This is a genomic window from Curtobacterium sp. Curtsp22 (assembly GCF_059492135.1).
Genome location: NZ_CP168519.1, coordinates 2,584,866 through 2,608,777 on the forward strand (window position 1 = coordinate 2,584,866; position 23,912 = coordinate 2,608,777).

21 protein-coding genes are annotated in these 23,912 nt (G+C 72.4%); 10 read left to right on the forward strand and 11 right to left on the reverse strand.

Features of this window, described 5'->3' with window-relative positions:
• Nucleotides 1-65 precede the first annotated feature (65 nt).
• Nucleotides 66-1,541, forward strand: coding sequence for an APC family permease (locus tag ACEN8D_RS12560; RefSeq protein ID WP_413399235.1), 1,476 nt, complete (start codon nucleotides 66-68; stop codon nucleotides 1,539-1,541).
• 150 nt (nucleotides 1,542-1,691) lie between these two features.
• Here the strand turns inward: ACEN8D_RS12560 and ACEN8D_RS12565 are convergent, their stop codons facing one another.
• Nucleotides 1,692-2,426 carry a LysE/ArgO family amino acid transporter gene (locus ACEN8D_RS12565; protein WP_309777429.1) on the reverse strand — a complete coding sequence of 245 codons (735 nt, stop codon included), beginning with the start codon at nucleotides 2,424-2,426 and terminating at the stop codon, nucleotides 1,692-1,694.
• A gap of 69 nt (nucleotides 2,427-2,495) precedes the next feature.
• Here ACEN8D_RS12565 and ACEN8D_RS12570 point away from each other — a divergent pair, with 69 nt between their 5' ends.
• Entirely contained in the window at nucleotides 2,496-3,419 is a 924-nt protein-coding gene (locus ACEN8D_RS12570; protein WP_070419344.1) for a LysR family transcriptional regulator ArgP, read from the forward strand.
• Here ACEN8D_RS12570 and ACEN8D_RS12575 read toward each other — a convergent pair.
• Nucleotides 3,401-3,946, reverse strand: coding sequence for a TetR/AcrR family transcriptional regulator (locus tag ACEN8D_RS12575; protein WP_309777425.1), 546 nt, complete (start codon nucleotides 3,944-3,946; stop codon nucleotides 3,401-3,403). The genes ACEN8D_RS12570 and ACEN8D_RS12575 overlap by 19 nt on opposite strands.
• A 116-nt stretch (nucleotides 3,947-4,062) precedes the next feature.
• On the opposite strand from ACEN8D_RS12575, the gene ACEN8D_RS12580 reads away from it, so the two are divergent.
• The 4 genes from ACEN8D_RS12580 (at nucleotide 4,063) to ACEN8D_RS12595 (ending at nucleotide 10,070) form a co-directional block, all read left to right on the forward strand.
• Nucleotides 4,063-5,097 carry an aldo/keto reductase gene (locus ACEN8D_RS12580; protein WP_070417638.1) on the forward strand — a complete coding sequence of 345 codons (1,035 nt, stop codon included), beginning with the start codon at nucleotides 4,063-4,065 and terminating at the stop codon, nucleotides 5,095-5,097.
• A 353-nt stretch (nucleotides 5,098-5,450) separates the two neighbouring features.
• On the forward strand, nucleotides 5,451-7,211 hold the full coding sequence (locus ACEN8D_RS12585; protein ID WP_413399118.1) for a glycosyltransferase family 2 protein: 1,761 nt from the start codon (nucleotides 5,451-5,453) through the stop codon (nucleotides 7,209-7,211).
• Nucleotides 7,208-7,948, forward strand: a complete 741-nt coding sequence (locus ACEN8D_RS12590) for a biotin/lipoyl attachment domain-containing protein (RefSeq protein WP_092385340.1) — start codon at nucleotides 7,208-7,210, stop codon at nucleotides 7,946-7,948. The genes ACEN8D_RS12585 and ACEN8D_RS12590 overlap by 4 nt, the downstream gene beginning before the upstream one ends.
• Before the next feature lie 4 nt (nucleotides 7,949-7,952).
• Nucleotides 7,953-10,070, forward strand: coding sequence for a glycosyl hydrolase (locus ACEN8D_RS12595; protein ID WP_413399117.1), 2,118 nt, complete (start codon nucleotides 7,953-7,955; stop codon nucleotides 10,068-10,070).
• 18 nt (nucleotides 10,071-10,088) lie between these two features.
• Here the strand turns inward: ACEN8D_RS12595 and ACEN8D_RS12600 are convergent, their stop codons facing one another.
• A complete protein-coding gene (locus ACEN8D_RS12600; protein WP_413399116.1) occupies nucleotides 10,089-10,868 on the reverse strand; it encodes a DNA-formamidopyrimidine glycosylase family protein in 780 nt (259 codons plus the stop codon).
• 20 nt (nucleotides 10,869-10,888) lie between these two features.
• Nucleotides 10,889-15,673 carry an Lhr family ATP-dependent helicase gene (locus tag ACEN8D_RS12605; RefSeq protein ID WP_413461386.1) on the reverse strand — a complete coding sequence of 1,595 codons (4,785 nt, stop codon included), beginning with the start codon at nucleotides 15,671-15,673 and terminating at the stop codon, nucleotides 10,889-10,891.
• Nucleotides 15,674-15,843: 170 nt separating this feature from the next.
• Between ACEN8D_RS12605 and ACEN8D_RS12610 the strand changes: the two genes are divergently transcribed.
• Entirely contained in the window at nucleotides 15,844-16,482 is a 639-nt protein-coding gene (locus tag ACEN8D_RS12610; protein WP_413461385.1) for a PadR family transcriptional regulator, read from the forward strand.
• Nucleotides 16,483-16,559: 77 nt separating this feature from the next.
• On the opposite strand, the gene ACEN8D_RS12615 is transcribed toward ACEN8D_RS12610, so the two are convergent.
• Nucleotides 16,560-17,177, reverse strand: coding sequence for an alpha/beta hydrolase (locus tag ACEN8D_RS12615; protein WP_309777415.1), 618 nt, complete (start codon nucleotides 17,175-17,177; stop codon nucleotides 16,560-16,562).
• Nucleotides 17,178-17,262: 85 nt separating this feature from the next.
• Here ACEN8D_RS12615 and ACEN8D_RS12620 point away from each other — a divergent pair, with 85 nt between their 5' ends.
• On the forward strand, nucleotides 17,263-17,805 hold the full coding sequence (locus tag ACEN8D_RS12620; RefSeq protein ID WP_070417646.1) for an NUDIX hydrolase family protein: 543 nt from the start codon (nucleotides 17,263-17,265) through the stop codon (nucleotides 17,803-17,805).
• Nucleotides 17,806-17,885: 80 nt separating this feature from the next.
• Here ACEN8D_RS12620 and ACEN8D_RS12625 read toward each other — a convergent pair whose 3' ends face one another.
• Both ACEN8D_RS12625 and ACEN8D_RS12630 read right to left on the reverse strand, forming a co-directional pair.
• Nucleotides 17,886-18,089 (reverse strand): CsbD family protein, encoded by a 204-nt coding sequence (locus tag ACEN8D_RS12625; protein ID WP_070417647.1) that lies wholly within the window; start codon nucleotides 18,087-18,089, stop codon nucleotides 17,886-17,888.
• A gap of 125 nt (nucleotides 18,090-18,214) precedes the next feature.
• A complete protein-coding gene (locus tag ACEN8D_RS12630; protein ID WP_495601028.1) occupies nucleotides 18,215-19,822 on the reverse strand; it encodes a DEAD/DEAH box helicase in 1,608 nt (535 codons plus the stop codon).
• A gap of 273 nt (nucleotides 19,823-20,095) precedes the next feature.
• Between ACEN8D_RS12630 and ACEN8D_RS12635 the strand changes: the two genes are divergently transcribed.
• Nucleotides 20,096-20,920, forward strand: a complete 825-nt coding sequence (locus tag ACEN8D_RS12635) for an endo alpha-1,4 polygalactosaminidase (protein WP_336697343.1) — start codon at nucleotides 20,096-20,098, stop codon at nucleotides 20,918-20,920.
• Nucleotides 20,921-20,939: 19 nt separating this feature from the next.
• Here the strand turns inward: ACEN8D_RS12635 and ACEN8D_RS12640 are convergent, their stop codons facing one another.
• The 4 genes from ACEN8D_RS12640 to ACEN8D_RS12655 all read right to left on the reverse strand — a co-directional run bounded on the left by ACEN8D_RS12640 (nucleotide 20,940) and on the right by ACEN8D_RS12655 (nucleotide 23,192).
• Nucleotides 20,940-21,299: a GntR family transcriptional regulator gene (locus ACEN8D_RS12640; protein WP_071295229.1), complete on the reverse strand. Its 360-nt coding sequence runs from the start codon at nucleotides 21,297-21,299 to the stop codon at nucleotides 20,940-20,942.
• 10 nt (nucleotides 21,300-21,309) lie between these two features.
• Nucleotides 21,310-21,879: a DUF1684 domain-containing protein gene (locus tag ACEN8D_RS12645; protein WP_071295230.1), complete on the reverse strand. Its 570-nt coding sequence runs from the start codon at nucleotides 21,877-21,879 to the stop codon at nucleotides 21,310-21,312.
• 118 nt (nucleotides 21,880-21,997) lie between these two features.
• Nucleotides 21,998-22,489 carry a hypothetical protein gene (locus ACEN8D_RS12650; protein ID WP_070417649.1) on the reverse strand — a complete coding sequence of 164 codons (492 nt, stop codon included), beginning with the start codon at nucleotides 22,487-22,489 and terminating at the stop codon, nucleotides 21,998-22,000.
• Nucleotides 22,490-22,559: 70 nt separating this feature from the next.
• Complete coding sequence (locus ACEN8D_RS12655; RefSeq protein WP_071295193.1) at nucleotides 22,560-23,192, reverse strand: GNAT family N-acetyltransferase; 633 nt, start codon at nucleotides 23,190-23,192, stop codon at nucleotides 22,560-22,562.
• A gap of 96 nt (nucleotides 23,193-23,288) precedes the next feature.
• Between ACEN8D_RS12655 and ACEN8D_RS12660 the strand changes: the two genes are divergently transcribed.
• A complete protein-coding gene (locus tag ACEN8D_RS12660; RefSeq protein WP_413399628.1) occupies nucleotides 23,289-23,897 on the forward strand; it encodes a 2-phosphosulfolactate phosphatase in 609 nt (202 codons plus the stop codon).
• The last annotated feature ends 15 nt before the right edge of the window (nucleotides 23,898-23,912 follow it).

Consider the following 23,912-nt stretch of genomic DNA (forward strand, 5'->3'; position numbering starts at 1 on the left):
CGTGTCGGGGTGGTACACCAGTAATGTCGCGGGGTCCGCCGCCAGCCGATGACGGGATCCACCCCATGGCACAGAAGCTCCGCATCAAGTCGATCGAGGCCTCACTGGCCGACTCCGAGGAGCAGGGCCGGTCCCTGAAACGCTCCCTGAGGACGTTCGACATCGCCGCGATGGGGATCGCGGTCGCCGTCGGCGCCGGCATCTTCTCGGTCGGTGCGAACGCCGCCGCGAACTTCGCCGGACCAGGCGTCATCATCTCGTTCCTGCTCGCCGCCGTCACCTGCGGCCTCGCGATCATGTGCTACGCCGAGTTCGCCTCGACGATCCCCGTCGCCGGCTCCGCGTACACGTTCACCTACGCCACGATGGGCGAGCTGCTCGCCTGGATCGTCGGGTGGGACCTCATCCTCGAGACCCTCACCGCCAGCGCCGTCATCGCGAAGTACTGGGGCATCTACCTCAGCACCGCGTTCGAGGTGTTCGGCGTCGAGCTTCCGAGCACGATCCAGCTCGGCCCGATCCCCTTCACCTGGGGCCCGGTCCTGATCGTCGGCATCTTCACGGTGCTGCTCGCGTTCGGCACCCGCCTGTCGTCGCGGGTCTCGGCCGTCATCACGGTCATCAAGGTCGCCATCGTCGTGTTCGTCATCGTCGCCGGAGCGTTCTTCGTCAAGGCCGCGAACTTCACCCCCTTCATCCCGCCGGCGTCGCCCGCCCGCGGCTCGGAGGGGAGCGTCTGGACCCAGTCGCTCGTGTCCTGGTTCACCGGCTCGGAGCCCGCCCAGTACGGCGTCTTCGGCCTGCTCGCCGCGGCCTCCCTCGTGTTCTTCGCGTTCATCGGCTTCGACGTCGTCGCGACCAGCGCCGAGGAGACCGAGAACCCGCAGAAGACCCTGCCGCGCGGCATCTTCATCGGCCTCGGCATCGTGACGCTGCTCTACGTCGGCGTCAGCGTCGTCATCACGGGCATGGTGTCGTACCAGCGCCTGGCCGAGGAGAAGACGCCGTCGCTGGCGTCGGCCTTCGACATCGTCGGGCTGCCGTGGGCCGCCGGCATCATCGCGATCGGCTCCCTGATCGGTCTGACGACGGTCGTCATGGTGCTGCTGCTCGGCCTGTCCCGCATCGTCTTCGCGATGAGCCGTGACGGCCTGCTGCCGCGCTGGTTCTCGAAGACGAACGAGAAGACGCAGACGCCGGTGCGCGTCCAGGTCGTCGCGGGTGTCGTCGTCGCGCTGCTCGCCGGCTTCACCGCGGTCGACAAGCTCGAGGGCATGATCAACATCGGCACCCTGTCCGCGTTCGTGCTCGTGTCGATCGGGATCATCGTGCTCCGTCGTTCGCGTCCCGACGCGCCGCGTGCCTTCCGGGTGCCGTGGTCGCCGGTGCTGCCGATCGTCTCGGCGGTGCTGTGCTTCTGGTTGATGCTGAACCTCGAGGTCGAGACGTGGCTCCGGTTCGTCATCTGGCTCGTGGTCGGGTTCGCGATCTACTTCGGGTACAGCCGTCGCAACAGCCGGGTGGGCAAGGGCCTGCAGTAGCGCGGGCGGGCGCGCTGGCGCTGGCGCGGGCGCTGGCGGGCGGGTCGAACCAGGTTTCCGACACCGAACCACGCGCGGGGGCTGGTTCGGTGTCGGGAACGTGGTTCCACGCGGGCGTGGGCGCGGGCGTGAGCGCCGCCGCGCGCCGCGTCAGGCACCCAGTGCAAGCGCCGCGCCGAACCCGAGCATGACGAGCGCGACGAGCCCGTCGAAGACGCGCCACGTCAGCGGCTTCGCGAAGAACGGTCGCAGCAGCCGTCCGCCGAACCCGAGCGCGCCGAACCACAGGCAACTCGCGAGGACCGCCCCCACCGTCCACCACCACCGCTCCGCCGGCCCCTGCTGGTTCGCGACGGACCCGAGGAACACGAGCGTGTCCAGGTAGACGTGCGGGTTGGCCCACGTGAACAGCAGCATCGTCACGACGGCCGTCCGCATGGTGACGGCGCGGTCGGTTCGTCGGGGTCCTGGAGGCGCGGTGCGCGTCCGCCCCGCACCCACCGTCGCCGAGGTGGCCGGTCCCACCGCCGCGGTCGCCACCGGCACGCCGTCGTCCGTCGCCGCCGACTCCACCCGCATCGCCGCGCCGGACGGCCACAGCGCCCGACGAGCCGCGAGCACCCCGTAGGTCACCAGGAACGCCGCACCGACGAAGCGGATCACCACGAGCGCCACCGGGAACCGCTCCACCACGACCCCGACGCCGAGCACCCCCGCGAGGATCAGCACGGCATCCGAGAGCGCGCAGACCACCACCGCCGCTGCGACGACCCGTACCGACGAGGTCACCGCGAGCCGGAGCAGGTACGTGTTCTGCACACCGATCGCCACGATGAGCGCGAGCCCGGTACCGAGGCCGGCGAGCAGGGGGAGGAGTGTGGTCACGGTCCGACCGTACGGCCGCGGCCACGTGTAGGACAGCTCACGTTCCTGATGCTGCGTAAGCTCAGCTGCATGCCACGACTGCAGCGCGAACACCTCGAGACCCTGCTCGCCGCGGTCGACCACGGGACGCTCGACGCCGCGGCCCGAGCGCTGTCGATCACGCCGTCGGCGGTGTCGCAGCGGATCAAGTCGATGGAGCAGCAGGTGGGCCGGGTGCTCCTGCAGCGGACGACGCCGGTCCGCCCGACCCCCGACGGCGAGGTCGTCCTCCGCCACGCACGGCAGGCCCGGTTGCTCGACGAGGAGACCACCCGGGCGCTCGGCGGCGGCGACTCGGTCGTCCCGTCGATCCCGCTCGCGGTGAACGCCGACTCGCTGGGCACCTGGTTCCTCGACGCGCTCGCCCTCGTGCGTGCCGACACCGAGGTCGTGTTCGACCTCCACCGCGAGGACCAGGACCGCACCGCCGAACTCCTCCGCGCGGGCACCGTGATGGCGGCGGTCACGGCCGAGGCCGAGCCGGTGCAGGGGTGCTCCTCGGTGCCGCTGGGGATCGACCGGTACCGGGCCGTCGCCTCCCCGTCGTTCGTCGCCCGGTACCTGCCGGGTGTCGACAGCGAGCAGCGGATGACACGGCTCCTCGACCGGGTGCCCCTCGTGGACTACGACCGCGACGACGACCTGCAGCAGGGGTACCTGCGGCGGGTGCTCGGCCACGCACCGTCCGGGCCGCGGCACTTCGTCCCGACCTCGGCGGACTTCGCCCGTGCGGTGTCGCTCGGCTTCGGCTGGGGGATGCTGCCGGAGGCGCAGTGCCTCGATGCCCTCGACCGGGGTGACCTCGTCGAGCTCACCCCCGGCCGTCGGGCGGACGTGGCGCTCTGGTGGCAGCGCTGGAACCTGGCCTCACCGCTGCTCGAGCGCGTGACCGAGGCCGTCCGGGCGACCGCGGCCGAGCGGCTCCACCCCGCCGGTCAGGCCGTCGCGCGGTAGCGGAGCCCGTCCACGAGCAGCCCGACGAGCAGCTGGCTCTGCTCGATCGTCGGAGCCCCGTGGCACAGGTCGGCCACCGCGTGCAGGAGCTGCTGCGCGTCGACGTCGGGGCGGATCGTCCCGGCGGCCGCCGCGGCCTCGAGGAGCCCACCGAGGGCGCCACCGAGCCGCGCGAGGAAGTAGTCCGGCAGCGCCTCGAACGCCGGGTCGCCCGAGTGCAGGGCGGCGGCGAGCCCGCGCTTCGTCGCGACGAACTCGGTGAACCGCTGCAGCCACAGGGCGAGCGCCTCGTCGGGAGCGTGCGCGGCGGCGAGCTCGTCCGCGGCGGCCGCCGTCGACTCGACCGCCCGCTGGAACACCGCGACGACGAGGTCCGAGCGCTGCGGGAACCGCCGGTACAGCGTGCCGACGCCGACCCCGGCCCGGTCCGCGATCAGCTTCGCGGGGGCGTCCACCCCGTCGGTCGCGAAGACGGCCTTGGCGGCGTCGGTCAGGGCGTCGGCATTGCGTCGGGCGTCAGCGCGCACGGAGTCCTCCTCTTGCGTAAACGGAAAGTCATTCCGTATAGTTCCGGAAGAGCGTTCCACTTCCGGCCACGATACGGCACCGACACCCGGAACGCCATCGACAGGAGGAACCGCACATGCAGTACCGCACCCTCGGCCGCACCGGCATCCAGGTCAGCCCCTTCGCCCTCGGCGCCATGATGCTCGGCACCGACGGCAGCATCGGCAACGGCGACGAGCAGGACTCGATCCGCATCGTCCACCGCGCACTCGACGCGGGCATCAACTTCATCGACACCGCCGACCGCTACTCGCAGGGCGGCTCCGAGGAACTGCTCGGCAAGGCGCTCGCCGGCCGCCGGGACGACGTCGTCATCGCCACCAAGTTCAACGGCCCGATGGGCGACGACCCGAACCGGCGCGGCAACTCCCGGCGGTGGATCACGCAGGCCGTCGAGGGGTCGCTGCGGCGCCTCCGGACCGACCACATCGACCTGTACCAGGCGCACCGACCCGACGACACGGTCGACCTCGAGGAGACCCTGTCCGCCCTGACCGACCTGATCCGCAGTGGCAAGGTCCGGGCGATCGGCAGCTCGGACTTCCCCGCGTCGATGCAGGTCGAGGCGCAGTGGACGTCGGAGCGCCGCGGGCTCGAGCGCTTCCGGACGGAGCAGCCCACGTACTCGATCCTCAACCGCGGCATCGAGCGCGAGGTCCTCCCGGTCGTCCAGCGGTACGGCATGGGGTCCCTCGTGTGGAGTCCCCTCGCCGGCGGCATGCTGACCGGCCGCTTCCGGAAGGGGCAGGACACCGACCTCGCCCGCGCGACCATGTTCCGGCACAACCGCGACGAGCGACGGATCGACGCCGTGGAACAGGTGGTCGCACTGTCCGAGGAGACCGGCATCCGGATGACCCACCTCGCGATGGCCTTCGCGATCGCGCACCCCGGCGTCACGAGTGCCCTGATCGGCCCGCGCTCGGTGGAGCAGCTCGACGACCTGCTCGCCGGCGCCGACGTCGTGCTCTCCGACGAGGTCCTCGACCGCATCGACGCGATCGTCCCGCCGGGCACCGACGTCGGACGGCTCGACCAGCAATACCAGCCGCCGGCCGTGCTCGACGCCACCCTGCGCCGACGCCCCGCCGCGGGACGCTCCGCGGCCTGACGTCGCGTCGGGGGCGGCCGCTTGCGGGAAACCGCACGATCGCCGCCCCCGGGGCCGTGTTCACACGTTCGTCACGCAACCGGCCCGATCGCGGCCCTACGATCGCAGGACCGACGGCGACGGGCCGTCGACAGCACGATCGCACGACCGCACCACGACACGACACACCGAACACCGCGACCGCACCCACGGTCGCGAGCACCGCCGGCGCAGGATCCCTAGTCCCTCGCCGGCCGGACCTCCCGAGGGTCCGGATCCATGTCGCCGCAGCCGCCGACGCCCGTCTCACGATGCGTCGGCGCCTGCGCTCGACCCGGCGTGAGTCCTCTCCGAACCCGACAGGAGACCACGCCATGTCCGCACCACCCGACGTCCGTCGTACCCAGAGGTCACTCCGAGCACCAGAGGCGACCGACGAGCTGCAGTCCTTCGACTTCCAGCTCCCGGCACCGCTCACGCCGCGCGACCGCGAGCGCGCCCGACGCCGCCGGCAGACCGAGCCGGTGCCCTACGTCCGACCACGTGCCGAGAGCCGGGCGCACAGCCCCGTGATGGTCCTCATCGTGCTCGTCGCCACGCTCGGCGTGATGGCGTACGCGGTGTTCCTCCTCGACCCGGCGAACCGGGGCGACTTCCTGCCGTACGGGCTCGTGATCGTCGCCGAGAGCGTGCTCGTGGGGCAGGCGCTCCTGTCCATGTGGACGATCCTCTCCGGCGGCTCCGACCCCCGGGACTTCGCGTTCCACCACACCCAGGACACCCTGTTCGACCGCGACACCATCGCCCGCAGCGGCGCCGCCGACCAGCCCCACCGCTGGCCGATGCACGTGCGCGGACGCCGGGTGGACGTCGACGTCTTCATCACCGTCTACGGCGAGGAGCTCACCAAGGTGGCCGCGACGGTGCAGGCCGCGGTGGCCATGCGCGGCGAGCACCGCACGTGGGTGCTCGACGACGGGCGGAGCGACGAGGTGCGGGCGCTCGCCGAGGAGCTCGGCGCCCGGTACGTCCGTCGGCTCTCGTCGCACGGCGCGAAGGCGGGCAACATCAACCACGCGCTGACGCTCGCCAAGGGCGACTACTTCGCGGTCTTCGACGCGGACTTCGTGCCGAAGCCGGACTTCCTGTTCGAGACCGTGCCGTTCTTCGCCGACGACGGGATCGCCTTCGTGCAGACCCCGCAGTCGTACGGCAACCTCCACAACCTCGTCTCGCGGGGTGCCGGGTACATGCAGACGGTGTTCTACCGGTTCATCCAGCCCGGCCGGAACCGGTTCAACGCGGCGTTCTGCGTCGGGACGAACGTCATCTTCCGCCGCGAGGCCATCGACGAGATCGGCGGCATGTACACCGACTCGAAGTCCGAGGACGTCTGGACGAGCCTGATGCTCCACGAGCGCGGCTGGAAGACCGTCTTCATCCCGATGACCCTCGCCGTCGGCGACGCCCCGGAGACCATCGAGGGCTTCACCAAGCAGCAGCTCCGGTGGGCCACGGGCGGCTTCGAGATCCTGCTCACCCACTTCCCGTTCCGCCCGAAGCACCGGCTGACGATGGACCAGCGGCTGCAGTACCTCGTCACCGCGAGCTTCTACCTGACGGGCATCGTCCCCGGGCTCCTCCTGCTCGTGCCGCCGCTCGAGATCTACTTCGACCTGCGCCCGATGAACCTGACGATCGGGGCCGGCGAGTGGGTGCTGTTCTACCTCGGCTTCTACGGTGCGCAGGTGCTCCTCGCGTTCTACGCCCTCGGGTCGTTCCGGTACGAGACGCTCCTGCTCGCCGCGGTCTCGTTCCCGATCTACGCGAGCGCGCTCTGGAACGTCGTCTGCGGCAAGGAGCAGGCGTGGCACGTCACCGGCGCCTCCCGTGGTCGGACGCCCTCCCCGTTCAACTTCATCGTCCCGCAGGTGCTCGTGTTCGTGTTCCTGGCGTTGACGAGCGTCGTGGCGGTCTGGCGTGACCTCGACAACGGGCAGCTGACGCTCGCGACGGCCTGGAACACCACGAACACCCTCGTGTTCCTCGCGTTCATCATCGCCGCGTTCCGCGAACAGGCCCGGAACCGTGTGACGGACCGGCTGACCGCGATGCTGGACGGGGTGACGGCATGACCTGGACGAACCGACTCCGGCTGTTCGCAGGGCTCATCGTGGTGCTCGTCGTCGTGGCGGCGTGCACGCTCGTCTTCAACCAGCGGCAGAGCGCCGTGGCGAGCACCTCGGCGGCGATCGCCGCGCAGGAGTACGCCGTCGGCACCGACTACGGCGGGACCGTCACCGAGGAGTACGTCGAGGAGGGCGACACCGTCCGGAAGGGCGACCAGCTCCTGCAGGTGCAGAGCCTCCAGCTCGCGCAGGACATCCGGAAGGGCGTCGTGGGCGCGAACACGCAGACGAGCGCGTACGACATCGGCGCCGACGGCTTCATCACGTTCAAGGCCGAGGTCTCCGGCACCGTCGCCAAGGTCGACGTGAAGACCGGCGGATACGTGCAGGCCGGCTCCGAGCTCGGCACGATCCACAAGGAGGACAGCCTCTTCGTCACCTCGAGCTTCATCGTGACGGCCCGGGACTACGGGCGGATCCGGAACGGCGCCGCGGTCGACCTCGTGCTCCCGAACGACACGACGATCCGGGGCACCGTGAAGAGCGTCAGCGTCGAGACCAACGACCAGGGGCAGGCGAAGACCACGGTCGACGTCGAGAGCCCCGAGCTCTCCGCGTCGCCGTCGAGCGGCATCACGAGCCCCGGGACGCCGGTGGACGCCACCCTGCACCTGCGGGACGACGGCCGGCTCGCGGGTGTCACGGACCTCGTCCGTGACTTCGCGCGGCAGATCGGACTGTAGCCCCATGCTCCGGCTGCCTCGGTCTGCCCGTCGCGACCAGGCGCCGGACGCGCGCCGTCGGGTCGGCGTGCGCCGTGCCTCCAGGCTGTCCACCAGCGTCACCGTCGTGACGGCCGTCGCGATGCTCGTGACCGCGTGCACCGGCCCTGGAGGCACGGATCACCCCGGCGAGACCACCTCGCCCACCACGAACGGTGCGGCACAGGCGCGCGCGGTCGCCGCTCTCGGCGACGTCGCGTCGTCGAAGGCGGGCGCGATGCGCCTCGCCGACGGCCTGCTGCCGCCGACGAACCGCTGGTTCTCGGGACTCGTCTTCGGCGCGGCACCGCAGCCGGTGTTCCCCAGCCCGATCTCGTGGCAGGTGACCGACGACGGCTTCGCGGCCGGGCTCCCCACCGTCACGGCCACCGAGAAGACCATCGCCGGCGGCGCGACGCAGCAGGTCGGACTCGACCTCGGTGCGACCTCGACCCTGGTGTCGGACTACGACTCGGTGTCCGTGACCGTCGAGCACCGTGACGGCTCCACCGTCCTCGGGCACACGGTGGTCGCCGAGGGCTCGCCGCTCGTGACGTACACCGCCGCGCGTGCCGGCACCGTCACCGCGACCTCGCCGATCGACGGCACCGGGGACGGCACCGGGACCGTCACCAGCGGTGGCCGGACCTGGCAGCTCGTCGTCCGCGACGGGACGATCGACGGCGACGCGATCGACCTGCGGTCCGGCGGCAGCGTCGTGCTCCTGCCGGTCCCGGACGGCGCGACCGTGGCACAGACGGCCCGGCTCGTCGCCGCCGCCCGTCCGCTCACGGGGGTCACGCTCGACCGCAGCGCCTCGCGGGGGAAACAGCGCACGACGCTGACGTACGACTTCGGCTCCGGCGACCGGGGCGTGCTCGTCCCGCAGCCGGGGCAGGGCACGACCGGCCTGGAGTGCACCGGCCTGCACTACGAGACCGTCCAGGGACCGGCCCCGGTCTGCACCGGCACCGCCCTGCGGTTCGCGGTCGACACGGTCCGGCCATCGGACACCCTCGACCTGTCGGGGCTGTCGTCCGCGGAGCGAGCGGCGCTCGTCACCCAGGTCCGCGCCGACGCGTCCACGGTGGATGCCTCGTCGTACGCCGCGGACAGCTACGGCGGTGGGAAGGACCTGTACCGCGTCGCGAACCTGTACCGGCTCGCGACGCAGCTCGACCTCGCGTCGGTGGCGGACGCACTGAAGACCTCGGTCGTCGACGAGCTCGACCAGTGGTTCGACCCCGCCGGGTGCGGGACCCGCACGGCCCGGTGCTTCGCGTACGACCCCACGCTGCACGGGCTCGTCGGGCAGGAGGCCTCGTTCGGCTCCGACGAGTTCAACGACCACCACTTCCACTACGGCTACGTGCTGTCCGCAGCCGCGGTCCTCGCCGCCGACGACCCGGCGCTCGTGAGCCGGTGGCGGACCGTGGCCGACCTCGTCGCGGCGGACATCGCGTCACCGGAGGCCACCGCCTCGTTCCCGGCGCTCCGCGTCTACGACCCGTACGTGCAGCACTCGTGGGCGTCCGGGTTCTCGCCGTTCGCCGACGGGAACAACCAGGAGTCGTCGTCCGAGGCCGTCTCGGCGTGGAACGGCGTCGCGCTGTGGGGAGCGGTGTCCGGCTCGTCGTCGGGCTCGTCGTCGGGGTCGTCGTCGCTCCGGTCGGTCGGGACGTGGCTGCTCTCGAACGAGGCGGCCTCGGCGGCGCGGGACGTGCTCGACCCGGACCTGTCCGCGTTCCCGGAGTTCCGGCACCGGGTGGTCTCGCTGACCTGGGGCGGCAAGCGCGACCACGCGACCTGGTTCAGCGCCGCGGAGGCCGCGCCCGCGGGCATCGAGCTCATCCCGATGCCGGCCGTGGCCGCCTCGTACGTCGATGCCGGCGGGGCGGCGCAGATCCGCCGGGTGCTGGCCGAGGCCGTGCCGGACGGGAGGTACGACGTGCAGTTCGGTGACTACCTGCTCATGTACCGGGCGCTGGCGTCACGGGCCGATGCGGCCACGGCGCTGCGGGAGGCGCGGGCGTTGCCGGACGCGGTGGTCGACTCCGCGAACTCGCGGTCGTACATGCTGGCGTGGATCATGTCGCGCGCGTAGCGCCGGCGCCGCGCCTCGTCAGGTCTGGCAGCGCGGGCACCAGTAGGTATCGCGCAGGGTCAGCTCCGACTCACCGAGCTCCCCGTACCGGATCGGCGTCCCGCAGCGCAGGCACGGCTTCCCCGCCCGGCCGTACACCCAGAAGCGCCGACCGGGCCGATCGACCCCGGTGGTCACGCGGGCACTGCGGTCACGGTTGGCGAGGATGAGCCGACTCGCCAGGGCGATCATCCGCGCCGGGTCGTGCACCTCGCGCACCGGACGGGTCGGCAGGACACCGCGCAGGAAGCACAGTTCGTTCCGGTAGACGTTCCCGAGGCCGGCGAGCACCCGCTGGTCGAGCAGTGCGAGGCCGACCGGACGATCAGGGTCCCGCTTCAGGTTCGCCAGCGCGAGCTCGGCGTCCCAGTCGGGACCGAGCAGGTCGGGGCCGAGGTACCCGACGATCTCGGACTCCTGGTCGCGGGGGACGACCTCGAGCACCCCGAGCGCGAAGCCGACCGTCGAGACCTCCGCAGCGTCGAGCACCACCCGTGCCTGGTGCGCCGGGCGACGCCAGCGGTCCCCGGGCGCGTAGACGTCCCACCGCCCCTCCATCTTGAGGTGCGAGTGCACGGTGAGGTCGCCGATCCGGTGCAGCAGGTGCTTGCCACGCGGGACGACCTCCTCCACCGTGCGGCCGACGAGGTCGAGCGTGGCGAACGCCGGCACCCGGAAGTCGCTGCGGGTGAGGACCTTCCCCGCCAGTGCGGCGTGGAGCCGACGGGCGGCGCGGAAGACGGTGTCGCCCTCAGGCACCGGGCACCCCCGTCGTGCGCTCAGACACGGAGACGCAGCCCCTGCGGCGTGGCGGTGAACCCGGCTTCGCGCAGCGCCGAACCGAGCGGGGTCTCGAGGACGAAGTCGCCGTCCACCCGCTCGACCGAGAGCTTCCGCAGGCCGCTCCGCACGGTCGCGGCGATCGACGCCGCCGCCACGGCGAGGTCCGCCGGGTCGTCGGTGAAGGTCAGCACCGACTTGCCACCGCGTTCGACGTACACCGCGAGGTGCCCGTCGACCGTCGTGACGAGCGCACCCGCCTTGCGCCCGGGCCGGTGCCCGCGGCCCGTCGTCTTCGCGGGAGCGGGGTCGGCGGGCGCACCGGAACGACCAGCGGTACCGTCGGCGCTGCCCGGACCGTCGTCGTCGGGCCCGGCGGCGGTGTCGGACGGCCACGGCAGCGATGCCCCGTACGCGTTCGCCGGGTCGGTCGCCGCGAGGGTCAGGGCATCACGCGGCCGGTCCGGGTCGGCCCGTTCGTCGTCGTCGATGTCGCGCGCGTACGTGCGGAGCCGGTCGACGGTGGGCCCCGTCGCGAACTGCGCGGCGCCGAGACCCTCGACGAAGTAACCCCGGCGCGCCCGGCCGGACTCCTCGAAGCGGGAGAGCACCCGGTACACGCCGGCGAACCCGCCCCGGACGCCCTCGACCTGCACCGCGCCGCGGGTGACGACGCCGTACCGCTCGAGCAGCTGTTCGGCGGTCGCGGCGGCCCGGACGGTCGCGTCGGACTCGGCGAGGGGGAGCAGGGACCACCGGCCGCCGACGGACGGCGGACCGGACTGGGTCGGCATCGTCGGCCGACGACGCCCGCGGTACGCCCGTGCGCGGGGTGCGCTCGAGCTCTTCGCCTTCCCGCCGAGCATCGCCCGCAACGGCGCGAAGGTGTCGTTCGTGATCTGTCCGGCCCACACCAGGTCCCACAGTGCGGTCGACAGGGCGGTGTCGTCGGTGCTGCCCACGGCCTGACCGAGCTGCCGGAAGAAGTACGCGCCGCCGCCCGCGAGCGCACCGAGCACGTCCCGCTGGAGCTCGGTCGTCTCGTCGCCGGAGGGCTCCGCCAGGATCGTGGCCGCGGTGTCGGCGAGGTGCAGGCGGATCCAGCCGTCGTTGCCCGGCAGGGTGCCGCCGCCGGACCAGAGGACCTCGCCCGTGGCGGTGAGCTCGTCGAGCATGCTCGGCGCGTAGTCGCCGACGCGTGCCGGCAGCACGAGGGTCTCCCATGCGCTCGCGGGCAGTGCCACCCCGGCGAGCTGGTCGACGACCTGGAGCACCCCGTCGACGCCGCGCAGCCCACCGCGGGTACCGGCGGTCCGGACGTGCTGCCACGCGGGCAGGAACCGCGCGAGGGCGTCCGGGGCGACGGGCTCGACCTCGTGCCGGAGCGCCGCGAGCGACTTCGTGCGGATGCGGCGGAGCACCTCGGCGTCGCACCACTCCGCACCCTGGCGATCGGGACGGAACTCGCCCTCGACCACGCGACGGTCGGCGACGAGGCGGCGCAGGGTGTCCTGCACGACGGCGATCCCGAGCCCCAGCCGTCCGGCGGCGTCCTGCGCGGAGAACGGCCCGTGCGACCGGGCGTACCGGCCGACCAGGTCGCCGAGCGGGTCGGCCACCGGTTCGACGAACGCCGTCGGCACGCCGATCGGCAGGGGCACCCCGAGGGCGTCGCGCAGGCGGGAGGCGTCCTCGATCACGGCCCACCGGGTCGCGCCGGCGTGCGAGAACGCGAGCAGGCGGCGGTCCCGTTCGAGCGCGGCGAGCACGGTCTGCACCTCGGTCGTCGCTGCGGCGCGGTCGTCCGCCTCCGCCAGCCAGCTCCGGTCCACGATCTCGTCGAGGTCGAGCGCGCCCACGAGCCGCAGGACGTCGACGATCCCCTCGGCGTCGCGCGCCCGGCGCTCCGGCGAGAGCCGCTGCAGGTCACGCTCGACCGAGGCGATGACCGCCGGGTCGAGCAGCTCGCGGAGCTCGGCACGACCGAGCAGCTCGCCGAGCAGCGTCGAGTCGAGGGACAGTGCGGCCGCCCGACGCTCGGCGAGGGGGGAGTCCCCCTCGTACATGAACGCGGCGACGTACCCGAAGAGCAGCGAGCGCGCGAACGGCGACGGCGTCTCCGTCTCGGTCTCGACCAACCGGATGCGCCGGCCCGCGATGTCGTCGGCGATCCCCAGCAGGGCGGGCACGTCGTACACGTCCTGGAGGACCTCGCGCACGGTCTCGAGCACGATCGGGAAGGTCGGGTACTTCTGGGCGACCTCGAGCAGCTGCGAGGCCCGCTGCCGCTGCTGCCAGAGCGGGGACCGCTGCCCGGGGTTCCGGCGGGGCAGCAGGAGCGCCCGCGCGGCGCACTCACGGAAGCGCGCGGCGAACAGCGCCGACGCCCCGACCTCGTCCGTCACGAGCGCTTCGAGGTCGTCCCGCTCGAACACGAACAGGTCGGCGCCGGGAGGCTCGGCATCGGTCTCGGGGATGCGCACGACGATCCCGTCGTCGGCGGCCATGGCGTCGCCGTCGATCCCGTGGCGCTCACGGAGTCGTGCGGCGACCGCCAGTGCCCACGGCGCGTGCACCTGCATGCCGTACGGCGAGTGCAGGATGAGCCGCCAGTCGCCGAGCTCGTCACGGAAGCGCTCGATCACGAGGGTCGTGTCGTTCGGCACGTGTCCGGTCGCGGCGCGCTGGTCGCGGAGGAAGGTGAGCAGGTTCGTCACGGCCCGCTCGTCGAGCCCGCCGGCGGCGACCCGGACACGTGCGTCGTCGTCGGAAGCCCCCTCGACCTCGCGCACGAAGGCCCCGGTGGCACGGCCGAGTTCCGCCGGGCGACCGATGCCATCGCCCTTCCAGAACGGCACGCGGCCCGGCTGCCCGAACGCGGGGCTGACGATCACCCGGTCGTGGGTGATCTCCTCGATGCGCCAGCTCGTCGCACCCAGCGCGAAGACGTCGCCGACGCGGGACTCGTAGACCATCTCCTCGTCGAGCTCGCCGACGCGCGAGGCCTTCTCACCGACCATGAACACGCCGAACATGCCGCGGTCCGGGATCGTCCCGCCGCTGGTGACCGCGAGCCGCTGGGCACCCGGACGCCCGGTCAGGGTGCCGTGCACGCGGTCCCACACCAGGCGCGGGCGGAGCTCGGCGAACTCGTCGCTCGGGTAGCGCCCGGTCACGAGGTCGAGCGTGGCCTCGAACGCGGAGCGGGGCAGACCGCTGAACGGGGCGCTCCGCCGCACGAGCTCGAACCAGTGCTCGACGTCGACCGTGTCGATCGCCCCCGCTGCCACGGTGTGCTGCGCGAGGACGTCGAGCGGGTTCGCCGGCACCGAGATCGACTCGATCTGCCCGGCGACCATCCGCTCGACCGTCACGGCGCTGTTCACCAGGTCGGCGCGGTGCTTCGGGAACAGCACGCCGCGGGAGATCTCGCCGACCTGGTGCCCGGCGCGACCGACGCGCTGCAGGCCGCTGGCCACCGAGGGCGGTGCCTCGACCTGCACGACGAGGTCGACCTCGCCCATGTCGATGCCGAGCTCGAGCGAACTCGTCGCGACGACGCAGCGCAGTCGACCGGACTTCAGGTCGTCCTCGATGATGGCGCGTTGGTCCTTCGAGACGGAACCGTGGTGGGCGCGGGCGAGGACCGGCACCGCGGCGTCGGAGCCCCCGCCACCGGTCTGCCCGGACGCGCCGATCACCTGCGCCGGGGGCCGCTTCGTGCCCTGCGGTGCGACGGCGTGCGCCGAGGTCCGTGCCGGGGACTGCGGACGCCCGCGCGCGACCGGCAGGCCGTCGTCGGCGGGGGAGGCCCCGGCCGGCACCAGCGCCCCGTCACCGACCGAGCCCGCCGCCGCGAGCACGCGTTCCTCGTGGATCTCGTTCAGCCGTGCCGTCAACCGCTCGGCCAGTCGGCGGGAGTTCGCGAACACGATGGTCGACCGGTGTTCCTCGACCAGGTCGACCACGCGTTCCTCGACGTGGGGCCAGATCGACCCGTTCGTCGGTGACTCGGTCGCGTCCGCACCGACGGGCGGTGCACCGAGCTCGGCCATGTCGTCGACGGGCACGACGACCCGCAGGTCGAACGTCTTCTGCGCCGGCGGGGCGATGATCGACACCGGTGCGCGTCCGCCGAGGAACCGCGCCACCTCTTCCGGGGGGCGCACCGTGGCCGACAGCCCGATGCGCTGCACGGGCTTCTCGAGCAGGTCGTCGAGTCGTTCGAGCGAGACCGCCAGGTGGGCGCCGCGCTTGGTGGACGCGACGGCGTGCACCTCGTCCACGATGACCGTGTCGACGTTCACCAGGGTCTCGCGCGCCTGCGAGGTGAGCATGAGGTACAGCGACTCCGGCGTCGTGATGAGGATGTCCGGCGGCTGCCGCAGCAGCTTCTGCCGATCGGACGACGGGGTGTCACCGCTGCGGACCCCGACCGTGACGTCGGGTGGTTCGAGCCCGAGGCGCCGTGCGGTCTGGGTGATGCCGACGAGCGGGCTGCGCAGGTTCCGTTCGACGTCGACGCCGAGGGCCTTCAGCGGGGACACGTAGAGCACCCGGGTGCGCTGCTTCGCGGGCGGACGGTCGGTCGAGCTGATGAGTCGGTCGATCGACCACAGGAACGATGCCAGCGTCTTGCCGGACCCCGTCGGGGCGATCACGAGCGCGTGCTGCCCGGTGGAGACGGCGTCCCACGCACCGGCCTGCGCCGGGGTCGGTGTGGCGAAGGCGCCGCGGAACCACTCCGCGGTGGCGGGGGAGAAGCGCTCGAGGACGTCCGTCATGGTCCGTCCCATCCTGCCCGCCACCACCGACAGCGGCCCGTGCGGACGTACCTCTTGACAGAGCGATACATATCGATCTATCGTTAACACATCGCGATACGACGAAGACAATTCCGGTCAGACCGTTCGCGAGCCGACTCAGCACGACGGAAGGACGCATCATGCGACCCATGCACAACGACTTCGACACCACCCAGCACCCGCGCGGTCCCCGCTTCGGCGGCCCGCGGCAGCACCACGGCGCCGGCTTCCCCGGCCGCGACCGCGGTGACCACGACCACGGCGGACGCGGCGGCTTCGGCCCCGGCTTCGGCCGCGGCTTCGGACCCGGCTTCGGCGGTCCGGGGTTCGGCGGTCCCGGCTTCGGCCGCGAACGCCGTCGCCGCGGCGACGTCCGCCTCGCGATCCTCGGCCTGCTGGCCGAGGGCCCGCAGAACGGCTACGCCGTCATCAAGACCATCGCCGAACGCACCGGCGGCGCCTGGAAGCCGAGCCCCGGTTCGGTCTACCCGACGCTCCAGCAGCTCGTGGACGAGGACCTCGTCGTCGCCACGGGTGACGGCCGGAAGACGCTCTTCGAGCTCACCGACGCCGGCAAGGCCGAGGCAGAGGCGAAGGCGGACGAGATCGCGGCGGCCTTCGACGCGCCGGGCCTCCCGGACTCGTCCCGCGAGTTCATCGAGGCGCTCCGGAAGACCATGGGCGTCCTGCACATGTACCGCACCAGCGCGACGGAGGAGCAGGCGAAGGCGGCGACCGCCAAGATCGACCAGCTCCGCAAGGACCTCCTGCAGATCCTCGCCGACTGACGTCGGAACCCGTGACGGGAGGCGCGGTGCCAGCTGGCACCGCGCCTCCCGTCCTCGTCTCCTCGCGTGGAGGGTTGTCAGCCCCCGACGAACGCGGCCACGTCCGCCAGCTCCGCTGCGGACACCGCGTGGGGCAGACCCTCGTACGTGCGATCCGTCACGGTGGTGTTCGTCGCCGCCCACGCCTGCGTCCGGGCGGTGGCCTCGCCGGGGATCACCGGGTCGAGGTCGCCGTGACCGAGGAACACCCGGGGCCGGACGGCGGCGACTGCTTCGTCACGCGAGTCCGTCACGCCCGGCACGACGAACCCGGACAGCGACACCGCGAACGCGAACGCAGCGGGCCGTGCCCGGAGCAGTTGCAGCGCCATCGACCCGCCCTGCGAGAACCCGAGCAGTCCGATCCGCGGGTGCTCGGCCGCGACCGAGTCGATCCACTCGAGGACGCCGGCGACGGACTCGTCGACGGGCCCGAGTGCCGGGGAGCCCGGCGTCCCGAGCGGGTACCAGCTGTACCCCTGCCCGAACGGCATCGGCGCACGCAACGACGCCATGGTCCACGACGACGGCAGCGCCGGGGCGAGTCCGAGCAGGTCGCGCTCGTTCGACCCCACCCCGTGCATCGTCACGAGCAGCGGCGTCCCCGCACGCTCGGAGGGGCTCCGGGTCCACTGCACGGCATCGCGATCGATCATGGGGACGACAGTAGTTGACGCATCAACCATCCCCAACCCCCGCGCCTTCCGCCGAACTCGCCGCGGTGACTGGTAGACACGGTGCATGGCCTCGCTGCGCACCCCCGACCCCGACTCCGGCTGGCTGTCCGACGAGGAGCTCGCGAACGTCCGCCGTCGACTGCCGATCTGCTACGTCGAGGCGGTGCCCGTCCGCACCGACGGCCTCGGCGTCGTCACCGAGGTGGGCGTGCTGCTGCGCGTCGCCCCGAGCGGTTCCATCGCCCGCACGCTCGTCTCCGGGCGCGTGATGTTCGGCGAGTCGATCCGGACCGCACTGTTCCGGCACCTCGAGAAGGACCTCGGGCCGATGGCGTTCCCGCAGCTGCCGTCGAGCCCCACCCCGTTCACCGTGGCCGAGTACTTCCCGCTGCCCGGCGCGTCCGTCTACACGGACGAACGGCAGCACGCGATCTCCCTCGCGTACGTCGTCCCCGTGACCGGCACGTGCGAGCCCCGGCAGGACGCCCTCGAGCTGACCTGGATGAGCCCGATGGAGGCGGCCTCCGACGCCGTCGCCGACGAGATGGAGGGCGGTCGCGGAGCGCTCCTCCGCGCCGGACTCGCATCGGTCGGCGCCCTCATGTAGCGGCCGACGCCACCCGCACACGACGAAGCCCCCGGATCCGAATCGGACCCGGGGGCTTCGCAGCGCGGTACTGGACCGGCTTACTTGTTGTCGTTCTTGAGGCTGTCGGCCACGCCTGAAGCGGCGTCCTTGACGTTCGTACCTGCCTGCTTGGTGTCGGCCTTGACCTGATCGGTCTTGCCTTCAGCCTTGAGGCGGTCGTTGTCCGTCACGTTCCCGACGGCTTCCTTGGCCTTGCCAGCTGCCTTCGCAGCGGCGTTCTTGACGTCTTCGATCCCAGCCATAGGCTCTCCTTCCGACAGCGGACAGTTCCCCGTCAGTCGCTCGCGCGGCATCCGGTGAAGGAGAACCTACGCCCGTGGAGTGCGTCCGTGCTCAGGCGGCGTGGAGGTTCCCCACGCCGACAGGATCAGCGCGCGGAACCGGCGGGACGGGAGGCGCGGCGCGAGCCACCACGACGGTTGCCGCCCGACTCGGTGCCGGACCCACGACCGGCGGCGTAGCCGCCCTCCGAGGACCAGACCGGAGCGGACCCGCCGCGGACGGTGTCGCTCGACGCACGACGGCTGCCACCACTGCGGCGACCGCCGGACGCGGCACCCGAGCGCTGCCCACCGGCGGAGCCGGTCGACGCGCCGGCGCCGGCCTCGGCGGGACGACCGCCGCGACGCCCTGCACCGGACGACCCGGAAGCCGAGCCGGTGCGCGCGGGCTGCGCCGCGCCTCCGGGGCGACCACCGCGACCACGGCGACGGCCGCCGCCCGCGTTGTCGGCCTCGGTGGTGCGCTGCTTGGGCTGGCGCTGCTGCTGTGCCGGCTGCTCCGGGGCGACGTGGCGGACCGGAGCGACCTCGCCGACGAGTTCCGTGACGGCGGGGGAGTTCGCCGTGACCTGCTGCGGCGTGACCTTGATCGCGGCCGCGCGCATCATCTGCGCGACGTCGCGACGCTCGGCGGGCATCGTCACGGTGACGACGTCGCCGGACGAACCGGCGCGGGCGGTGCGGCCCGAGCGGTGCAGGTACGCCTTGTGCTCGGTCGGCGGGTCGACGTGGACGACGAGCTCGACGTGGTCGACGTGCACCCCGCGGGCGGCGACGTCGGTGGCGACGAGCACGAGGGCCTCGCCGGAGGAGAACTTCGCAAGGTTCCGCTCACGGGCACCCTGCGACAGGTTGCCCTGCAGGTCGACGGCCGGGATGCCCTGGCTGCTGAGCTGCTTGGCGAGGCGCTTGGCGTGGTGCTTCGTGCGCATGAAGAGGATGCGACGACCGGTGCCGCTCGCGAGCGTCCGGACGAGGTCCTTCTTCGCGTCGGCGTCGGCGACCTCGAACAGGTGGTGGGTCATCGCCTCGACGGGGCTGTTCGCCTCGTCGACCGAGTGCATGACCGGGTTGTGCAGGAACTTCTTGACGAGCTTGTCCACGCCGTTGTCGAGCGTGGCGGAGAACAGCAGACGCTGCCCCTGCTCGGGCGTGGCCTGCATGATCTTGGTCACACCGGGGAGGAAGCCCATGTCGGCCATGTGGTCGGCCTCGTCGAGGACGGTCACCTCGATGTCGCCGAGGTTGACGTGGCCCTGCTGCATGAGGTCGGCGAGACGGCCGGGGCACGCCACGACGACGTCCACGCCGCCGCGCAGGGCGTCGACCTGACGACCCTGCCCGACGCCGCCGAAGACGGTCGTGGTGTTCAGGCCCATGGCCTTGGCGAGCGGGGCGAGGGCGACGTCGATCTGGGTCGCGAGCTCACGGGTGGGGGCGAGCACCAGGGCACGGGGCCGGCCGGCGCGGCGCTTGCGGCCACTCGCGGCGAGGCGGGCGACGAGCGGGATCGCGAACGCGATCGTCTTGCCGGAGCCGGTGCGGCCACGGCCGAGCACGTCCTTGCCCTGCAGGGAGTCGGGGAGCGTGTCCTCCTGGATGGGGAACGCGGTCTCCTTGCCCTGGTCGGCGAGGACGGCGACCATCGGCGCGGGGACGCCGAGGTCGGAGAAACGGATGTCTTCGTTGGTCATGGTGACCTTTCCAACCGGAGTGCTCCGGCTGTGGTCGCGCTTGCGAGGCAGCGCGCGGGCGGGATGCGCGCCAACGGGTGTGGCTGGCGCAGTCGCCGCAGCAGAGAAGCCTGGCACCTTCGGGAGGTGCTCGATCATCGGTCCGTGGACCGGGAGTTCGGGGGCGTCCGTACGACGCACGAGGCGATCGGCGCCTCGAGTACGTCCAGCATAGCGTGCGCGGGTCGGATCCCCCAGGCCGAGGTGTCCGCCGGCTCGTGCGAGGATGCACCGGTGCGCACCAGAACCGTCCTGCTGACCGTCGCGACGGCCCTCGTCGCCGTCCTGGGGACGGCGTCCTGCGCCGCCGCGGTGCCCGCCGCGTCGTACCGGAACCTGCCCACCTCGGGCGTCCCCGACTACCAGCTGGGCGGCTCGTACGCGCCTCCGGCAGGTGTCACGATCGTCGAGCGCGACAGCACCGCACGACCAGCGACGGGGAAGTACTCGATCTGCTACGTCAACGGCTTCCAGACCCAGCCGGAGGACGCCGCGATGTGGAAGCGGGACCACCCGACGGCGATCCTCCGCGACCGATCGGGCAAGCCGGTGTCCGACCCGGGCTGGCCGGACGAGATGTTGCTCGACACGACGACCGCTGCGAAGCGCGCGACGATCGTGCGGGTCCTCACGAAGTCCGTCGCCCGGTGCGCCGATCGCGGGTTCGACGCCGTCGAGTTCGACAACCTCGACTCGTGGACGCGCTCGAAGGGGAAGCTGACGCGGTCCGGGAACCTCGCACTCGCCGCCGCGCTCGTCCGTCTCGGGCACGGCGAGGGGCTCGCGGTCGGCCAGAAGAACACGCCGCAGCTCGGGGCGTCCGGGCGGAAGCAGACCGGCTTCGACTTCGTGGTCGCCGAGGAGTGCTTCGTCTACCAGGAGTGCGGCGAGTACACGAAGGCGTACGGCAAGCGGGTCATCGACGTCGAGTACTCGGACAACAGCGAGCAGCCGTGGTCATCGGTGTGTGCCTCGGCGAAGCGGCCGGCGATGACGATCCTGCGCGACCGGGACCTCGTGACGCCGTCGAGCGACGACTACGTGTTCGAGCGCTGCTGACGTAGCGCCCGCGCCCGCGTCAGGCGGGCCAGGCGTCCCGCAGGGCGGCAGCGGCCTGGTCGGCGGACAGCCCCGCGGCCCGTGCGGCGGCAGCGAGGGCACGGGCGGCATCGGTCACCGACGACGGCACCTCGGCCGGTCGGATCACCCGGGTTCCGGCGCCGCGTGCGGTCTGCACGAGCCCGGCCTCTTCCAGCAACTGGTACGCCCGCGCCACCGTCCCGGCGGCGAGCCCGAGCTCGTCCGCGAGTCCACGGACGCTCGGCAGCCGTTCACCGTCCACGAGGTACCCGGCGCTGATCTGCGCGGCGATCTGGGACCGGACCTGCTCGAACGGCGGGATGCGCCCTCCGGCGTCGATCGCGACGAGACCCGACATGTGCTCCACCCTAGAAGTCGTACTGCTCGCCGACGGGGATCGGGACCGCGACGGTGTTGCCCGGAGGCGCGAGCGGGCACGCCCACGCCGGGTCGTACGCGCACGACGGGTTGTAGGCGAAGTTGAAGTCGAGGACGAGCTCGCCGTCGTCGCCCCCGAGGTCCGCGCCCTTGATCGTGTCGACGAGGTAGCGTCCGCCGCCGTAGGTCCCACGGGCCTTGCCGGCGCTCGAGTCCTTGACCGGGATGAACACGCCGCCCGCGTAGCCGCCGTGCGACCACACGTCGAGCGAACCGATGCCGGCCAGGGTCACGACACCGAGCCGGTCGAAGTGCACGATGCCGTCGGTACCCGTCTCGACGTCCATCGCGAGGGGCTCCGCCGGCTCGATCCGGGCCCGGAAGCGCCACGACGGGTCGTAGTCCGGGACGGGCAGGGACTCGAAGTCGCGGGCGTCCTCGTCGAGGAGCGGGCTGGCCGGGTGCTCGCCGAACATCGCGTCACGGGTCTCGCGCCACAGCGCGTGGGCGGTCTCCGGGTCGTTCGTCGCCCGCACCCGTCGGTACAGGTCGAAGGTCATCCGCCGCCAGTCCACGGTGGCGAGCGTGCTGTGCACGCGGTCGTCGGTTGCCGGCTCATGCGTCTGGCTCACGGTACGAGCGTACGCCCTGCCTGGAGGAACGGCGCGGGTCCGGCGGTCAGGCAGCGGCTCGTCGGGCGCGCCGCCAACCGGGCGCGAGGGCGCGCATCCGCAGCGCGCGCCACTGCCAGATCACCCACATCCCCGGCCAGAGCAGGACTCCGAGCACCGCGGGCCGCATCCGGTACGAGAGCCGGTCGACGAGGAGCGTCCGACCGTCCCCGAGGTCGACGGTCGCCATCCGGTGCTGCATCGACATCCGTCCGAACAGCCCGCTCGTGCCACCGCCGTTGTCGCGTTGCACGGGCACACCGCGCACCTCGTACAGGTCGAGGTCGACGTGCGTGTCGCCGCTCGGGACCACGCCGAAGGCGCTCGCGGTGATCGGGTGCGGCTCACCCGGCACCCAGCGCACCGGGAACCCCTGCGGATCGCGCGACCGGTAGACCAGGAACGGCTTCGTCACGGCGACCATCACCGCCGGGGACAGCAGGGCGTCACGCACGGCCTCGACCGGTGCGTCGAGGGTGATCCGGATGCCCACGTGCATGCCGCGAACGCTACTCGTGCGCGGTGGACGACCGGCGGGCCCGGCGGCAGGCGTGCCGGACGGAACCGGGTCAGGCGTGTCGAGCGGATCGGCGTCGGGCACCCTCGGCGCGGTCGTGCCGACGGAGCCGTTCGGCGAGGGACAACCGCACGGTCGGCCACTCCGACGCGATCACGGAGAACACCACGGTGTCCCGCAGCGTGCCGTCACGGCCGATCGAGTGGTTCCGGAGCACGCCGTCCTGCTTCGCACCGAGTGCCGCGATGGCCGTGCGGGACTGGAGGTTGTGCCAGTGGGTCCGGAACTCGACCGCGATGCACTGCCAGACGTCGAACGCGTGCGAGAGCATGAGCAGCTTCGCCTCGGTGTTGATGCCCGTGCGCTGCGTCGACCGCGACAGGAACGTCGCACCGATCTCGACCCGGCGGTTGCCCGTGTCGGGGTTGAGGAACGTCGTCGACCCCACGACCCGGCCGGTCGGGCGGTCGCGCACCGCGAACGGCACCATCCGTCCCGCTGCCTGCTCGGCGAGCCGCCGGTCGATCTCGTCGTCGACCTGTGCCGGGGCGGGGATCGAGGTGTACCAGGTGCGCCACAGATCCCCGTCCGCGACCGCCGCCCGCAGGTCGTCCGCGTGCTCGGAGCCGAGGGGCTCGAGCGTCACGCGGTCGCCGGTCAGGGTGGGTGCGGGGGCGATCTCCATGGCACCAGATCCTACGGTCGCCGACCCTGACGAACCCCGGACGGCGGAGCACCTGTGGAAAGGATCAGGGACCCGCCGACGGCTATCGTGTCGCAGGTGGCAGCACGCACGCAGGAGAAGTACCAGGTCCGCTTCGCATGGGGGACCGGCGGCGCGGCGCGGATCGCCCCGGGGACGCACCTGGTCGTCTGGGTCGACGTCCTCCCGGCGTCCGCGGCGCACGACGGACCCGCCCGCCGACGGGCGCTCCGCGCGGTCGCCGCGCAGGTGCCGGACGGTCCGGAGGTCGTGCTCGGCCACCTCGGCAACGCGACGGCGGTCGCGGAACGCGTGACGCGCCTCCAGGCCGAACGCGGTGACCGCTGCGTCGTCGCGATCGTCGCCGCCGGACGCCACCACGCACCCGGTGACGACGCCGCGGAAGCGGCGGGCGAGGCCGCGGACGTGCCGGACGCACCGGACTTCGCGGTCGAGGACCTGCTCGCGGCCGGTGCCGTGGTCGACGCGCTCGCGGAGGTCGGGATCGACCACACCTCGCCCGAGGCGGCGGCCGCCTGTGCGGCGTACACGGGACTGCGGCGGGCGGTGAAGCACCTGGTCAGCGCCTCCGAGGCGGCCGCGGCGCTCGAACCGGCCGACGTGCGCGCGGCGCTCGCGGTGGACGGCCAGCTGGAGACCCTGCGGGAATCGAGTTCGCGCGCGTAGCGTTCGACCTCCACA

Bases quoted from the DNA above. Each gene is read 5' to 3' on its own strand.
- ACEN8D_RS12640 (WP_071295229.1), bottom strand. From the start codon at position 21,299: ATGTCGGGTCTCGTCGCGATCGACGCCGGAGGGCGCATCCCGCCGTTC.
- ACEN8D_RS12595 (WP_413399117.1), top strand. From the start codon at position 7,953: ATGCTCCGGCTGCCTCGGTCTGCCCGTCGCGACCAGGCGCCGGACGCG.
- ACEN8D_RS12605 (WP_413461386.1), bottom strand. From the start codon at position 15,673: ATGACGGACGTCCTCGAGCGCTTCTCCCCCGCCACCGCGGAGTGGTTC.
- ACEN8D_RS12655 (WP_071295193.1), bottom strand. From the start codon at position 23,192: ATGGAGATCGCCCCCGCACCCACCCTGACCGGCGACCGCGTGACGCTC.
- ACEN8D_RS12620 (WP_070417646.1), top strand. From the start codon at position 17,263: ATGGCCTCGCTGCGCACCCCCGACCCCGACTCCGGCTGGCTGTCCGAC.
- ACEN8D_RS12615 (WP_309777415.1), bottom strand. From the start codon at position 17,177: ATGATCGATCGCGATGCCGTGCAGTGGACCCGGAGCCCCTCCGAGCGT.
- ACEN8D_RS12610 (WP_413461385.1), top strand. From the start codon at position 15,844: ATGCACAACGACTTCGACACCACCCAGCACCCGCGCGGTCCCCGCTTC.
- ACEN8D_RS12645 (WP_071295230.1), bottom strand. From the start codon at position 21,879: ATGACCTTCGACCTGTACCGACGGGTGCGGGCGACGAACGACCCGGAG.
- ACEN8D_RS12570 (WP_070419344.1), top strand. From the start codon at position 2,496: ATGCCACGACTGCAGCGCGAACACCTCGAGACCCTGCTCGCCGCGGTC.
- ACEN8D_RS12585 (WP_413399118.1), top strand. From the start codon at position 5,451: ATGTCCGCACCACCCGACGTCCGTCGTACCCAGAGGTCACTCCGAGCA.
- ACEN8D_RS12560 (WP_413399235.1), top strand. From the start codon at position 66: ATGGCACAGAAGCTCCGCATCAAGTCGATCGAGGCCTCACTGGCCGAC.
- ACEN8D_RS12580 (WP_070417638.1), top strand. From the start codon at position 4,063: ATGCAGTACCGCACCCTCGGCCGCACCGGCATCCAGGTCAGCCCCTTC.
- ACEN8D_RS12590 (WP_092385340.1), top strand. From the start codon at position 7,208: ATGACCTGGACGAACCGACTCCGGCTGTTCGCAGGGCTCATCGTGGTG.
- ACEN8D_RS12630 (WP_495601028.1), bottom strand. From the start codon at position 19,822: ATGACCAACGAAGACATCCGTTTCTCCGACCTCGGCGTCCCCGCGCCG.
- ACEN8D_RS12650 (WP_070417649.1), bottom strand. From the start codon at position 22,489: ATGCACGTGGGCATCCGGATCACCCTCGACGCACCGGTCGAGGCCGTG.
- ACEN8D_RS12625 (WP_070417647.1), bottom strand. From the start codon at position 18,089: ATGGCTGGGATCGAAGACGTCAAGAACGCCGCTGCGAAGGCAGCTGGC.